At 55.4% G+C, this 12,474-nt stretch carries 15 protein-coding genes; 12 read left to right on the top strand and 3 right to left on the bottom strand.

Features of this window, described 5'->3' with window-relative positions; all coding sequences use genetic code 11:
- Positions 1-59: 59 nt before the first annotated feature.
- A complete protein-coding gene (gene fmt, locus I6L44_RS15515) occupies positions 60-1,004 on the bottom strand; it encodes a methionyl-tRNA formyltransferase (protein ID WP_216952296.1) in 945 nt (314 codons plus the stop codon).
- 12 nt (positions 1,005-1,016) lie between these two features.
- On the bottom strand, positions 1,017-1,529 hold the full coding sequence (def, locus tag I6L44_RS15510; RefSeq protein ID WP_216952294.1) for a peptide deformylase: 513 nt from the start codon (positions 1,527-1,529) through the stop codon (positions 1,017-1,019).
- A gap of 108 nt (positions 1,530-1,637) precedes the next feature.
- Here def and I6L44_RS15505 point away from each other — a divergent pair, with 108 nt between their 5' ends.
- The 9 genes from I6L44_RS15505 to I6L44_RS15465 all read left to right on the top strand — a co-directional run bounded on the left by I6L44_RS15505 (position 1,638) and on the right by I6L44_RS15465 (position 8,404).
- Complete coding sequence (locus tag I6L44_RS15505; RefSeq protein WP_216952292.1) at positions 1,638-2,732, top strand: LysM peptidoglycan-binding domain-containing protein; 1,095 nt, start codon at positions 1,638-1,640, stop codon at positions 2,730-2,732.
- A 1-nt stretch (position 2,733) separates the two neighbouring features.
- Complete coding sequence (gene dprA / locus I6L44_RS15500; RefSeq protein WP_216952290.1) at positions 2,734-3,849, top strand: DNA-processing protein DprA; 1,116 nt, start codon at positions 2,734-2,736, stop codon at positions 3,847-3,849.
- Positions 3,842-4,315: a DUF494 family protein gene (locus tag I6L44_RS15495; protein ID WP_005339699.1), complete on the top strand. Its 474-nt coding sequence runs from the start codon at positions 3,842-3,844 to the stop codon at positions 4,313-4,315. Before dprA ends, I6L44_RS15495 begins: the two co-directional genes overlap by 8 nt.
- 55 nt (positions 4,316-4,370) lie before the next feature.
- Positions 4,371-4,928, top strand: a complete 558-nt coding sequence (locus I6L44_RS15490) for a type I DNA topoisomerase (RefSeq protein ID WP_216952288.1) — start codon at positions 4,371-4,373, stop codon at positions 4,926-4,928.
- 73 nt (positions 4,929-5,001) lie between these two features.
- Positions 5,002-5,505, top strand: coding sequence for a 5-(carboxyamino)imidazole ribonucleotide mutase (gene purE, locus I6L44_RS15485; RefSeq protein WP_005339704.1), 504 nt, complete (start codon positions 5,002-5,004; stop codon positions 5,503-5,505).
- A gap of 135 nt (positions 5,506-5,640) precedes the next feature.
- Positions 5,641-6,201, top strand: a complete 561-nt coding sequence (locus tag I6L44_RS15480) for an L-threonylcarbamoyladenylate synthase (RefSeq protein WP_216952285.1) — start codon at positions 5,641-5,643, stop codon at positions 6,199-6,201.
- Between the two features lie 112 nt (positions 6,202-6,313).
- Positions 6,314-7,222: an oxygen-dependent coproporphyrinogen oxidase gene (gene hemF, locus I6L44_RS15475; protein WP_216952284.1), complete on the top strand. Its 909-nt coding sequence runs from the start codon at positions 6,314-6,316 to the stop codon at positions 7,220-7,222.
- Between the two features lie 103 nt (positions 7,223-7,325).
- The gene (gene aroE / locus I6L44_RS15470; RefSeq protein WP_216952282.1) at positions 7,326-8,147 is read left to right on the top strand and encodes a shikimate dehydrogenase; all 822 of its coding nucleotides are present in this window, start codon (positions 7,326-7,328) and stop codon (positions 8,145-8,147) included.
- Entirely contained in the window at positions 8,144-8,404 is a 261-nt protein-coding gene (locus I6L44_RS15465) for a DUF1488 domain-containing protein (RefSeq protein WP_005357522.1), read from the top strand. Before aroE ends, I6L44_RS15465 begins: the two co-directional genes overlap by 4 nt.
- A gap of 776 nt (positions 8,405-9,180) precedes the next feature.
- Here the strand turns inward: I6L44_RS15465 and yihA are convergent.
- Positions 9,181-9,837: a ribosome biogenesis GTP-binding protein YihA/YsxC gene (yihA, locus tag I6L44_RS15460; RefSeq protein ID WP_216952281.1), complete on the bottom strand. Its 657-nt coding sequence runs from the start codon at positions 9,835-9,837 to the stop codon at positions 9,181-9,183.
- Positions 9,838-9,979: 142 nt separating this feature from the next.
- On the opposite strand from yihA, the gene I6L44_RS15455 reads away from it, so the two are divergent.
- The 3 genes from I6L44_RS15455 (at position 9,980) to I6L44_RS15445 (ending at position 12,470) form a co-directional block, all read left to right on the top strand.
- Positions 9,980-10,597 (top strand): cytochrome c, encoded by a 618-nt coding sequence (locus I6L44_RS15455; RefSeq protein ID WP_005339710.1) that lies wholly within the window; start codon positions 9,980-9,982, stop codon positions 10,595-10,597.
- Positions 10,598-11,433: 836 nt separating this feature from the next.
- Positions 11,434-12,018, top strand: coding sequence for a Der GTPase-activating protein YihI (yihI, locus tag I6L44_RS15450; protein ID WP_216952280.1), 585 nt, complete (start codon positions 11,434-11,436; stop codon positions 12,016-12,018).
- An 11-nt stretch (positions 12,019-12,029) separates the two neighbouring features.
- On the top strand, positions 12,030-12,470 hold the full coding sequence (locus I6L44_RS15445; RefSeq protein WP_216954465.1) for a DUF2489 domain-containing protein: 441 nt from the start codon (positions 12,030-12,032) through the stop codon (positions 12,468-12,470).
- Positions 12,471-12,474: the final 4 nt, after the last annotated feature.

Raw genomic sequence — 12,474 nt, 5'->3', positions numbered from 1 at the left:
GAGTTACCTTAGATGCGCAAGTCGGGGCCTGGGCCCCGCTTGTGTCAATTCAATCCAGTTCAATTCAATTGCGTGCCGGGTTCAAACCAGTCGCGGCGAGAGTTGAGCAGATCCGAAACGGACATCGCCTTCTTGCCGGGCGGTTGCAGGGTCAGCAGGCGCAGTGCCCCTTTGCCGGTCGCGATATCGATCCCCTGCTTGTCGGCCTTGAGCAGGGTGCCGGCGGGTTGGCCGTGGTCGCTGTCAATAACGGCGGCTTGCCATACCTTGACGGTCTGGTCAGCTACTTCAAACCAGCTTATGGGCCAGGGGTTGAACGAGCGGATGCAGCGCTCGATCGCAACAGCCTCCATCGACCAGTCGATGCGGGCCTCTTCCTTGGAGAGCTTTTCGGCGTAGTTGGCCAGCGCATCATCTTGCACCTCGGCAGCGGTTTCACCGGCGGCCATGGCATTGATGGTGTCGACCAGTGCTTGCGGGCCCAGCTCGGCCAGCTTGTCATAGAGGCTGGCGGAGGTCTCGTCGGCGGCGATGGGGCAGCTAACCTTGCGTATCATGGCGCCGGTATCCAGCCCCACATCCATCTGCATGATGGTGACGCCGGTTTCGCTATCGCCCGCCCAAATGGAGCGCTGGATCGGTGCCGCGCCACGCCAGCGCGGCAGCAGGGAGCCATGGACGTTGATGCAGCCCAGCCGTGGGGTATCGAGCACCACCTTGGGCAGGATCAGGCCATAGGCAACCACCACCATCAGGTCTGCACCAAGGGCGGCCAGTTCGGCTTGCGCCTCTTCCTTGCGCAGGGTAGCGGGCTGGTAAACCGGCAGGTTGTGGGCCAGTGCCAGCTCTTTGACCGGGCTGGCGGTGAGCTTCTGGCCACGGCCGGCGGGCTTGTCGGGCTGGGTATAAACGGCAACGACCTCATGGTCGGAAGACAACAACGCCGCCAGGTGACGGGCGGCGAAGTCGGGAGTACCGGCAAAAATCAGTTTCAGCTTATTCAATGGGGCAGATCCTCAGAGGACTTTGCGATCTTCACGGGCCATCTTTTCCAGCTTCTGGCGAATGCGCTGGCGCTTGAGCGGGGACAGGTAATCCACGAACAACTTGCCCATCAGGTGGTCCATCTCATGCTGGATACAGATGGCGAGCAGGTCGTCCGCTTCCAGCTCGAACGGTTTGCCGTGGCGATCCAGGGCGCGGATCTTGATCTGCTCAGCGCGCGGTACCAGAGCGCGGCTGCCAGGCACGGAGAGACAACCCTCTTCAATGCCGGTGCTGCCACACTGGGAGATCACTTCCGGATTGATCAATACCAGAGGATCTTCACGGTTTTCAGAGACATCGATCACTATGATGCGTTGATGAATATCCACCTGCGTTGCGGCCAGGCCAATGCCTTCCTCCGCATACATGGTTTCGAACATATCATCTACAATTTGTTGTAACTCGGGTGTAAAGGTCTCGACAGGGGCTGCGATAGTACGCAGACGCTCATCGGGAAAACGCAATACATCTAGAATGGCCATAGTTTTTTCTTTAGTTTCGTATAAATGCAGTCAATATTGGCGTAATTCTAGTCATTTACGCCGACAAAAAACAGCAACACTTTGCGCGCAGAGGTAACAGGGAGTGTTATGTATCTGAAGCAAACCATCCTCACCTGCCTGCTGGTGACCATGAGCCAAGCTGCTCTGGCCGATCAGCTGAGGTTGAAAGCGGGTTATCCCGAAAGCTATGTAGTGCAAAAAGGCGATACCCTGTGGGATATCTCCGGCAAATATCTCTCTGAGCCATGGCTGTGGCCCCGGCTCTGGAACATCAATCCACAGATTGCCAATCCGCACTGGATCTACCCAGGGGACGTGCTGCACCTGAGCTGGGTCAATGGTGAGCCCCGGCTGGGCAAAGCGATGCAGGGGGACAAACAGGTCATCCGTCTCGGCCCGAAAACCCGTTATGAGAGCAAGGCAAATCCTATCCCTACTCTGCCCTTCAGCGAGATAGGTCCCTTTTTGCAGACGGACCATATTTTGGCCGACAGTCAGCAGCAGAAAATGCTGCCCTATTTGCTGGGTTCAGACGAAAAGCACATTGGAATGCTTGAGGGGGACACCCTCTATGTGCAGGGAGCTCTGATACCGGGCAAGATGTATGGCATCTATCATCCCGGGGTGGTCTACAAGGATCGCGAGACAGGTGAGCTTTTGGGTCAGGAGGCCATCTTTGCAGGCGTGGTTCGTGCGGTAGCGCTGCTGGATGGTGATCGGACCGAAGTGACTCTCACCCATAACCAGCGTGAAGTATTGCAGGGTGACAAGATTATGGAGCTGCCCCCTCAGGAGAACATGCCTGCGGTTTTCATGCCCAAGGCTGCCCCGGCGATTGCCCCTGGCTACATCATCGACTTGCCGAGCAAAGCCAGGGGAGGGGGCAAGTTTGATGTGGTCTTGATTAACAAAGGCGCTCGGGATCAACTCTCCGCGGGCGATGTGCTCGATGTTCGGCGTCCGGGGGCTGCGCTGGTCACCAAGAATGGTGCAGTGAAATACAAGGAGTTCTCCTCTGTCTACGACAAGGTGTTCTACAGTAGTGGCAACCAGAAGGCACCACTGCCCTCTGAAGCGATTGCCCGCGTCATGTTGTTCAAGGTGTATGACAAGCTGAGTTATGGCCTCATCATGCAGAGCAAGGACATGGTGAGCTCGGGTTATCGGGTCACTCACTTCTGACGTGAATTACCCCGATGAGCGCTTGGCGCTCTGGTTAACCCTCAATGCGGTTACCGGAATCGGCCCTGTAACCGCAGTTCGGCTGCTGGAGCAGATCGGCGGTTCGATTGATGCCCTGTTTCAGAGCGATGAAACACAGCTGCACGGTATGGGGCTGTCGTCAGAGCAGATCAAACAACTGCGCTGGCCCTCGCCGGTTGTTGAGCAGAGTCTGGCTTGGGCCGCGTTACCTGGCAATCTCCTTATTCCGCAAGATCACCCTGTTTATCCGCCCTTGTTGCGTGAAATTCCCGCGGCCCCCCTGTTGCTCTACTGCCGTGGCGATCTTGAAGCGCTGTCGCTACCCCAGCTGGCGATGGTGGGGACACGTCATCCCACCTATGCAGGCAAAGATAACGCGTCCCGTCTCTGTAGCGAACTGGTTAGATGCGGGTTCGCCATCACCTCGGGCCTTGCGCTCGGTATCGATGGTGTTTGCCATCAGCAGGCGCTGGCTTGTGGTGGTATCACCCTTGCCGTGTTGGGCTCCGGGCTGGATTGCCTCTACCCCAAACGCCATCAGGGACTGGCAGGTCAGATTCTGGAGAAAGGTGGTTTGCTTATCTCCGAGCTGGCGCCGGATAAAGGGCCGCTGGCTGAACATTTTCCTCGTCGCAACCGTATTATCAGTGGTCTGTCGTTGGGAACTCTGGTGGTGGAGGCGACCGAGCAGAGCGGTTCGCTGATCACTGCCCGCTATGCATTGGAGCAGGGGCGCGAAGTGTTTGCGGTACCCGGTGCCCCGCAAAATGCCCAGGCGATAGGGTGCAACAGATTAATTCAGCAGGGGGCCAAACTTGTGCTGAGTGCGGCCGATATAGTGGAAGAGCTGCCAGAGTGGGTCGCACGGCCACATTCGTCGGTCATACCATCTGAGCAACCGCATAATAGCGAATTGCCTTATGCCGATTTGTTGGATAACGTAGATTATGAGACCACGAGCGTGGATACCGTTGCCGAGCGGGCCCAGCTTCCTGTCGAAGTGGTATTGGGCAGGTTGGTAGAGCTGGAGCTGGCCGGTGCAGTGATGGCGGTAGCCGGTGGATACGTCAGAGCGAGGAGGGCGAATCATGTTTGATGTATTGATGTACCTTTTCGAGACCTACATCCACAGCGATGCAGATGTGATGGTCGAGCAGGATGAGCTCACCGACGAGTTGAGCCGGGCCGGTTTCGATAAAGAAGAGATCGACAAGGCGCTCGACTGGCTGGAGCGACTGGCCAATCTGCACGATAGCGAGCGGGAGGTCTATGTTACCGCCAGCGCACAAGGCTCGATGCGTATCTATGCTCCGCAAGAGCTGGCGCGCCTCAGCACCGAGTGCCGCGGCTTCCTGCTCTTTCTGGAACAGGCTCAAGTGCTGAATGCCGAAACCCGCGAGATCTGTATCGAGCGCCTGCTCGAGCTGGACAAGCCGGATATCGAGCTGGATGACCTGAAGTGGGTCGTCATGATGGTGCTGTTCAACGTACCGGGCAGTGAAAATGCCTACCAGCAGATGGAAGAGCTGGTGTTTGATGAGTCAGACGGCGTCATTCACTGACAGTCCGGTGCCGCGCTGGTAGAATTCAGGCCATCTGGATTTCAAGGCGCGGCCCATGTCAAAAATCGATCATCACCTCTTTTCAGCCCACGAACATGCCTTCGAGCGCGAGCCGTGCCCGCAGTGCGGGGCCGAGCTGGTGATCCGCCAGGGCAAACATGGCCCCTTTCTCGGCTGTTCTGCCTATCCTGCCTGTGATTACATACGCTCCCTGACGCCATCCGGCCGCGACATCGAAAAGGTGCTCGAAGGCTCTGCTTGTCCCGATTGCGGAGAGCCGCTGGCGATCAAGAAGGGGCGTTACGGTCTCTTTGTCGGTTGTACCCAGTATCCGGCCTGTCAGCACATCGAATCCCTGCAGGAGAGTGACGATACCCAGATCCTCTGCCCCGAGTGCGGCAAGGCTCATCTGGTGAGCCGCACTTCCCGCTACGGCAAGCAGTTTTACTCTTGTGATGGCTATCCACACTGCAAATATGTGGTGAACGACAAACCGATCTCCATGCCTTGTCCCGCGTGTGGTTGGGGCATCATGGTAGAGAAAAAAGTGAGGGGAACTCTGCGTTGGGTCTGTCCGCAAAAGAAATGCGGCCACCAAAGTGAGCAGGTATAATCCGGCCGCCGCAACCGGATTGAAACGTTTTCGGTGAACTTCAACCCCCCACTTGGAGTAAGGAAATTCCCCCATGAATAAACCCTTTGTTGCCGTATTGATGGGCTCTGATTCTGATTTCCCCGTGATGCAAACCACCCTCGAGGTGCTCAAGTCATTTGATATCGCAGTGGAAGTCAAAGTCACCTCCGCGCACCGCACGCCGGCTGCGACCCATCAGTATGTGACCGATGCCGAGGCCCGTGGCTGCAAGGTCTTTATCTGTGCTGCCGGTCTGGCGGCGCATCTGGCGGGTGCCGTAGCCGGCATCACGACTCGTCCTGTGATCGGGGTGCCCATCGATGGTGGCCCGCTCAAGGGGCTGGATGCGCTGCTCTCCACCGTGCAGATGCCGGGTGGTGTACCGGTGGCGACCGTGGCGATCGGCAAAGCCGGTGCCAAGAACGCAGGTTATCTGGCCGCCCAGATGCTGGCAGTAGCCGATGATGAACTGGCAGCCAAGGTTCGGGCCGAACGCCAGAAGAATGCCGAAGAGGTGATGGCCAAGGATGCCGCCCTGCAGGCTCAACTCAAGTAAGTGAACGGGTGGCGATCCGGAGGTGTCGTATTTTTCCTGTGCTACAGCAAAACGTCACTTTGTTGTGGTCGCCGCCGTATGGATTCAACTTGCTACTAAGTGACGAGGCGGCAGCCTGGCTGCCGCATTTTTCCTATGCCAAATGAATTTGAACAGGCGGTTGCCGCCCTCCAGCAGGAAGGGGTGATTGCCTATGCGACCGAGGCTGTGTTTGGTCTGGGTTGTGATCCCGACTCCGAAGTGGCGGTGCAGCGACTGCTGGCCATCAAACAGCGTCCGGTAGAGAAAGGGTTGATCCTGATTGCTGCCGACGTGGCGCAATTGCAGGATTACATCGATCTGAGTCAGCTTAGCGGTGAGCAACTGGCTCTGGTTGAAGCCAGCTGGCCTGGTCCTTTTACCTGGATCATGCCTGCCCGTGCAACGACGCCGGCCTGGCTGACCGGGCAGTTCGAGACCATCGCGGTACGCGTGACGGCTCATCCTCAGGTGCAGGCGCTGTGTCGCGCCTTTGGCAAGCCGCTGGTCTCTACCAGCGCCAACCTGACCGGTGAGGAGCCTGCCCGTCGGGTGGCCGATATCGGTGAGCGGCTGGCAAGCAAGTTAGCCTATATCCTGCCCGGTGAAGTGGGTGGTCAAGCTAACCCATCCGAGATCAAGGACGCCCGAACCGGCGCCATTATTCGCCCCTCCTGAGCAGGCGGATACGTCATGATTTGCTATCAATCCGCTGAGCGGTGAGCTCATCGGATTGATTTAACTATAAAAATGGACAGGGCGTTCACGATCCTGCCTGACTGGAGACAAGATGAGCAAACCGGATGTGGCCCAGGTCAAGGCCTTCCTGTTGCAGTTGCAGGACGAGATCTGCCGTGGTCTGGAGCAGGCCGATGGCAGTGGACACTTTGTGGAAGATGCCTGGAGCCGTGAAGGCGGTGGTGGCGGACGCACCCGCGTGCTGCGCCACGGCGCGGTGATCGAGCAGGGGGGCGTCAACTTCTCCCATGTCTATGGCGATGCCATGCCTGCCTCTGCTACAGCACATCGGCCAGAGTTGGCCGGTCGCAAGTTTGAGGCTATGGGCGTGTCGCTGGTGATCCATCCGCACAACCCCTATGTGCCTACCAGCCACGCCAACGTCCGTTTCTTCATCGCCGAGAAAGAGGGGGAAGAGCCCATTTGGTGGTTTGGCGGTGGCTTCGATTTGACGCCCTTCTACCCGTTTGCCGAGGATGTGCAGCACTGGCATCAGGTCTCCCATGATCTCTGCCAGCCCTTTGGTGATGAGATCTACCCAGAGTTCAAATCCTGGTGCGATCGCTACTTCTTCCTCAAGCACCGCAACGAGACGCGAGGGGTGGGCGGTCTCTTCTTCGACGATCTGAATCGCTGGCCTTTTGCCGACTGCTTTGCCTTTATGCAGGCGGTAGGTCGAGGTTATCTCGATGCCTACCTGCCGATCATTGAACGACGCAAGGCACTGCCCTATGGCGAGCGGGAGCGGGAGTTCCAGCTCTATCGTCGCGGTCGTTATGTGGAGTTCAATCTGGTGTATGACCGTGGCACCCTGTTCGGGCTGCAGACCGGCGGACGTACCGAGTCGATCCTGATGTCGATGCCACCGCTGGCACGTTGGGAGTATGACTGGCAGCCGGAGGCGGGCACTCCTGAAGCCTTGCTCTACACCGATTACCTCACGCCGCGAGAGTGGCTGTGACCCGAGGGACCATGATGGTCCCTTTTTACTGGCCGTTATTCGGCTTGTTCCCGAGAGTGAAAACCCGTTAAATCGGAATATTGCCCTCTGATGGAACTCTTTGATGGATCGTTATCTGGTTTTTGGCCACCCGGTGCGCCACAGCAAGTCCCCCTTCATTCACACCCTGTTTGCCAGACAAACCCAGCAAGAGCTGGAGTATGGGCTGGCTGAACCCGCCGTCGACGAGTTTGCCCAAGCCCTGTGCACCTTCTTTGACCAAGGGGGCAAGGGCTGCAACGTCACAGTGCCGTTCAAGGAGCAGGCATTCGCGCTGGTTGATCGGTTGAGCCCAAGGGCCAAGCGGGCGGGCGCGGTCAATACCATCAAGCTGACCAATGATGGCGTGTTGCTGGGGGATAATACCGATGGCGCCGGATTGGTCGCCGATCTCAAGTCCCATGGTGTGACGCTGGCGGATAGCCGGATCCTGCTGCTGGGTGCCGGTGGCGCTGCTCGCGGTGCATTGGCGCCGCTGCTGGCTGAGTTGCCGAGCGAGCTGGTGATCGCCAACCGTACCCACACAAAAGCGCAACAGTTGGCTGCCGAATTCCACGATCTGGGGCCTGTGACTGCTCAGACCTATGAGCAGTTGGCAGGGCCATTCGATCTCGTCATCAACTCTACCTCCGCCAGCCTGCAAGGAGAGCTGCCGCCGTTGGCCCCAGCCCTGATCCACACTGATATTGCCATCTACGACATGATGTATGGCGCCTCGGATACGGCTTTTATCAGTTGGGCCAAACAGCATGGGGCTCGTCAAACCATGGATGGACTCGGCATGCTGGTGGAACAGGCCGCCGAAGCGTTTACCGTGTGGCGCGGAATTCGTCCCGGGACTAAACAGGTATTGAGAGAGTTGAAGCGTAACTTGGGGGTGATATGAACCAGGGTATTCTGTTTCCCGACCTGATGGAGTGGCAGGCTGACGAACAGCGGGTGCGTTTTCCTGCCCAGCAGATGGGGGCGCTGATAGATTGTTACATCAGCCATCGGCGACTGGAGAGAATGACAGGTCTGGCGCTGACGAGAGAGGATGACATCGTCAGAGCCTTCGAAAGTGTACGTTTTGATATTGAAGACATGGCTGAAAAACTCATTGAAGAACAAGAGTTTGCTGAGGATGGCGCTATCTACCTCTGATTTTTTAAAGTTTTTTTGTTTTGTAGCGGAACTACTTTGAAATGGCGCTGACTAACTAGATAGTTGAGGAAGTGCTAGCTAGTCACCTTTATAACTCCCCGGTATTCGTACTGGGGATTTTTTTATCTATATGAAAATAAAAGATTTTTTCTTAATCTGTAAGTTGTGAAACTAAATTACATAAATTACTTTCACTTTCTGCTGCTTTGCTGTACAGTTGTCTGCGTAGGGTACAGAGGTAAGATGTTCTATCTTTCAGACCTTTTATTTCACGTAATTGAATGTGGCTGAATAGCTGCCCCGATGAGGTTCTCGTCGGGGTGTTTTTTTATGCGCATCATTTAGAGTAAATGCTTTAAATTGGCGATACATTTGATAGAATGAGGCTGCTTCTTGAGGAATACCTGTCGTCTGGTACTCAAGATTCAGCTTCTTCCCAATTTTTTGAACTTATTATTTCAGGCTGGATGGCATCACTGTCGTCCGGCCTCATTTTTATCCCTTTCGGTTAGGTTTTGTAATTAAATTTCATTTTTGTCTCTTTTTGTAATTATTGTTCGTTTTGAAAGAACGAATTTGAAAACGCTATCAACGCCTACTTAAGTTAATTATTTATGTGAATTAACTGCCTATCTATATGAACTGTAAGCGGTAATGGATATAGCAAGGGAGCTGAATACGGGGTGTTTGTCGTGAGGCAGGTGAAAGCGACAATCTGAAACCCTTTCAATCAGCGGAGGAGTGCTCCGCCAATTGCAAGGAGAGCGAGGAGTAGATTACTCCTCGGCAGGTTGCTGTTCGTCAGCGTTCAGCAGGTCGGTATCGTCACCACTGACGTACCATTCGGTCAGGGTTTGCGCCAGCTTCTCCACACCGATATTGGTGAGGGAGGAGAACGCTTCGACCTGGATCTGGGAACCGAGGTTGGCAACGGCCTGGCGCACCTTGATCACCTGGTTGTTGCGCGGGCCGGGGCTCAGTTTGTCAGCCTTGGTCAGCAGTAGCATGACGGGCAGCTGACGGTGCGAGCTCCACTCCAGCATGTTCATGTCGGTATCTTTGAGCGGATGGCGGATGTCCATCAGGATCACCAGACCTTTCAATGACTCACGGCGCTGCAGATACTCTGCCAGTGACTTTTGCCACTTGAGCTTCATTTCCAGCGGAACTTGCGCATAACCATAACCCGGCAAGTCGACTAGACGCTTGCCCGGTTCCAGCTCAAACAGGTTGATCAGCTGGGTACGACCGGGTGTCTTACTGGTGCGCGCCAGGTTCTTGTGTTTGGTTAAGGTGTTCAATGCAGATGACTTACCGGCGTTGGAACGGCCGGCAAACGCGATCTCGACACCCCCATCATTTGGCAGGTGACGGATGTCGGGTGCGCTGGTCACAAAATGCACCTTATTGAAATTCAGAGTTTGTGTTTCCAACGTAAATTCCCCATGGAGATAGAGGGTTATAGAGTTACTTTTTTGTAAAATGGTGTAAAATAGCGTCGCTTAAACGCGTTTATTTTAACATGCCTTCAGCGGCATGGGATCTGGAAGCCTAATAACGAAAAGTTGGAACGCCATGAAGAACCTAGTCATTACTCTTGCTCTGATGGTTGGCGTAACGGGGATGGCACAAGCCAAGGGCGATGCCGCTGCGGGACAGACCAAGGCTGCCGTTTGTGCGGCTTGTCATGGACCGGACGGAAACAGCCTGGTTGATATGTACCCCAAAATTGCTGGTCAGCACGCATCATATATCAAAAAGCAGTTAGTTGAACTGAAGGCTGCCGCTTCTGGTCAAATTGGCCGGGTTGCGCCAGTGATGGGGCCGATGGCGTTACCTTTGTCGGAACAGGACATGGATGACCTGGCGGCTTATTTCTCCAGCCTGAAGGTTACCCCTATCGCTGTCCCTGACGACGTGGTCGAAGCGGGCAAGGCTCTCTATATGGGTGGTGACATGAGTCGCGGTCTGGCAGCTTGTACGGCTTGCCATGGTCCTCGTGGCTCGGGTGTCGAACAGGCGAAGTATCCCAACCTGTCCGGCCAGCATCCTGCCTATATCAAGGCTCAGCTCACCGCATTCCGTGCCGGGACGCGTGACAACGATCCGAATGGCATGATGCGGGATGTTGCCAAGAAACTGACTGATCAGGATATCGAAGCCCTCTCCAAATATGTGGCGGGTCTGCACTGATATAGTCGATACGGTCGATTTGAGTTGAAACGGGGAGCCTGGGCTCCCTGTTGTTTTTATGGCTTTCAGATAATTCTCGGTTTAATCCCCCCGTTCTGTAAGAGATCTCCCATTCTCAAGGCAGGCCAAGGCTCATAAAATTGCATAAAATATTAAATAATCATTATTTATCAGTGAATTATATAAATATTGACATTTTTCGACATGTTGAGAATGTTTTGAGTGGATTGAGCCGCTTTATAGAGTTGGTACAGTAGGCTTAATGGATTCACCCACGGATTGGGTGACGGTTTCACGACAGGGTGTTGTGAGCAGAGGATGGCTGGCGTGGCGGGATGCCATGGGCTCGGATGAGCTGGCAAAGGATTGAAGGATCAGGATGGTGACCATCTCCGGAGCGGGATGGGGTTGCGGGATGCAGACTCCCCGGCACGATGGCAGGATGCGGTCGAGACGGGTCAAACAAGCACACGCACATTCAGGAACGACCAATATAAGGTCAGGATGACCACACAACGATATGATGCGGCGACAAGTTGTCATGGAGAGGACGAAACAGACTGTTTTGCCATTCAGGATGGCGCACGCATGAACATATCAAGGCAGCTTCGGCTGCCTTTTTTCTTTTGGGTCATTAACCCGATTAGCCATTCTGTGTCAAAATACCAGCAACATGCCCAGAGGATACCGATCCTGCGGTGTTCAGTGGCCTGATTGGGCCTGATTGGTGCGGGATCCTGCTCTTGTTCCAGCCTTACTGTTCCTCGCATCGTATCCCACCGGGTGAGATCATCCCGGGTACGGGTCAAACCAGTTATTTTCGGAGTTAGCCATTCATGTCTGCCAAACAACCCACTCGCAAGCCTACTGGCAAGCGCAAAGAATCTGATGTCAGTGCTCAAGAAGGCCGTGAGCGTAAACGGGCTGCCAAGCGCAAAGGCCTGAAGGCTGGTTCTCGTCAGCAAGTTGAACAGCCGAAGAGCAAGTCTGGCAACAGCCAGTCCAAAGATCCGCGTATCGGTTCCCGCAAGCCGGTGGTACTGGTGGTGGATGACAAACAGAAGAAGCCGACAGCCCCCAAGGCGGTGAAAGAGAAGCTGGTGATGACGCCCGAGCAGGAACTGGCTTCTATCGAAAACGATGACCGCTTGAATGATCTGCTGGATCGTCTGGATGCCGGTGAAACCCTGGAAGCGGCCGAGCAGGCCTGGGTTGATCAGCGCGTCGACCGTTATCAGGAGCTGATGGATGAGCTGGGCATCATCGACAACGACGATGATGAAGATGATGATCTGCCGTTTGATGATGGCGATGACGCCGAGTTCGACGAGCAGAAACCAGCCTCCGAAGAGGAGTTGTGGGACCGTTTCAACCAGGTCGATTTCAAGCCGGAACCCAAGCCTGAGCCGAAGAAAAAGTGATGAGTGGATGGATGCTGGCCGCCCTGTTGGGCGGCCTGATTTTGTCAGGGTTGGCCATCTATGCAGGCATGCTGCTGGCCAGGCTGAGACGACAGCAAGCGATGCAGTGGCAGGCGATTACCGCTCGCAATGAACGAATTCTGGAGAGCGTGCGGGTCATTGCCCATGCGGTGCGGGAGGGGCAGTGTGATTACTCCGAAGGCGCCATTCGGCTGACCAATCTGCTGGATGCGTTGCAGATCAAGGGGGGACGGGCGTTTGTTGCCGAGTTCCCGGGTCTGTACGGGCTGTATGAGAAGGTGAAAGATATGCCGACTCATGAGGCCAGACGTGCCCTCAAGCGCAATGAAGTGATGAAGATGGATCTCGAACGCAGCGGCTACGAGGCCGAGCTGGAGGCTCAGATCCTCAAGGATGTGGCCCAGCTGAAGGATTTTCAGTTAGGTCGGTGAGCCA

This window comes from Aeromonas sp. FDAARGOS 1414, assembly GCF_019047065.1.
GTDB classification, from domain to species: domain Bacteria; phylum Pseudomonadota; class Gammaproteobacteria; order Enterobacterales; family Aeromonadaceae; genus Aeromonas; species Aeromonas veronii_A.
Note: the sequence above shows the minus strand (reverse complement) of the source record. Positions and strands in the feature narration are given on the sequence as shown.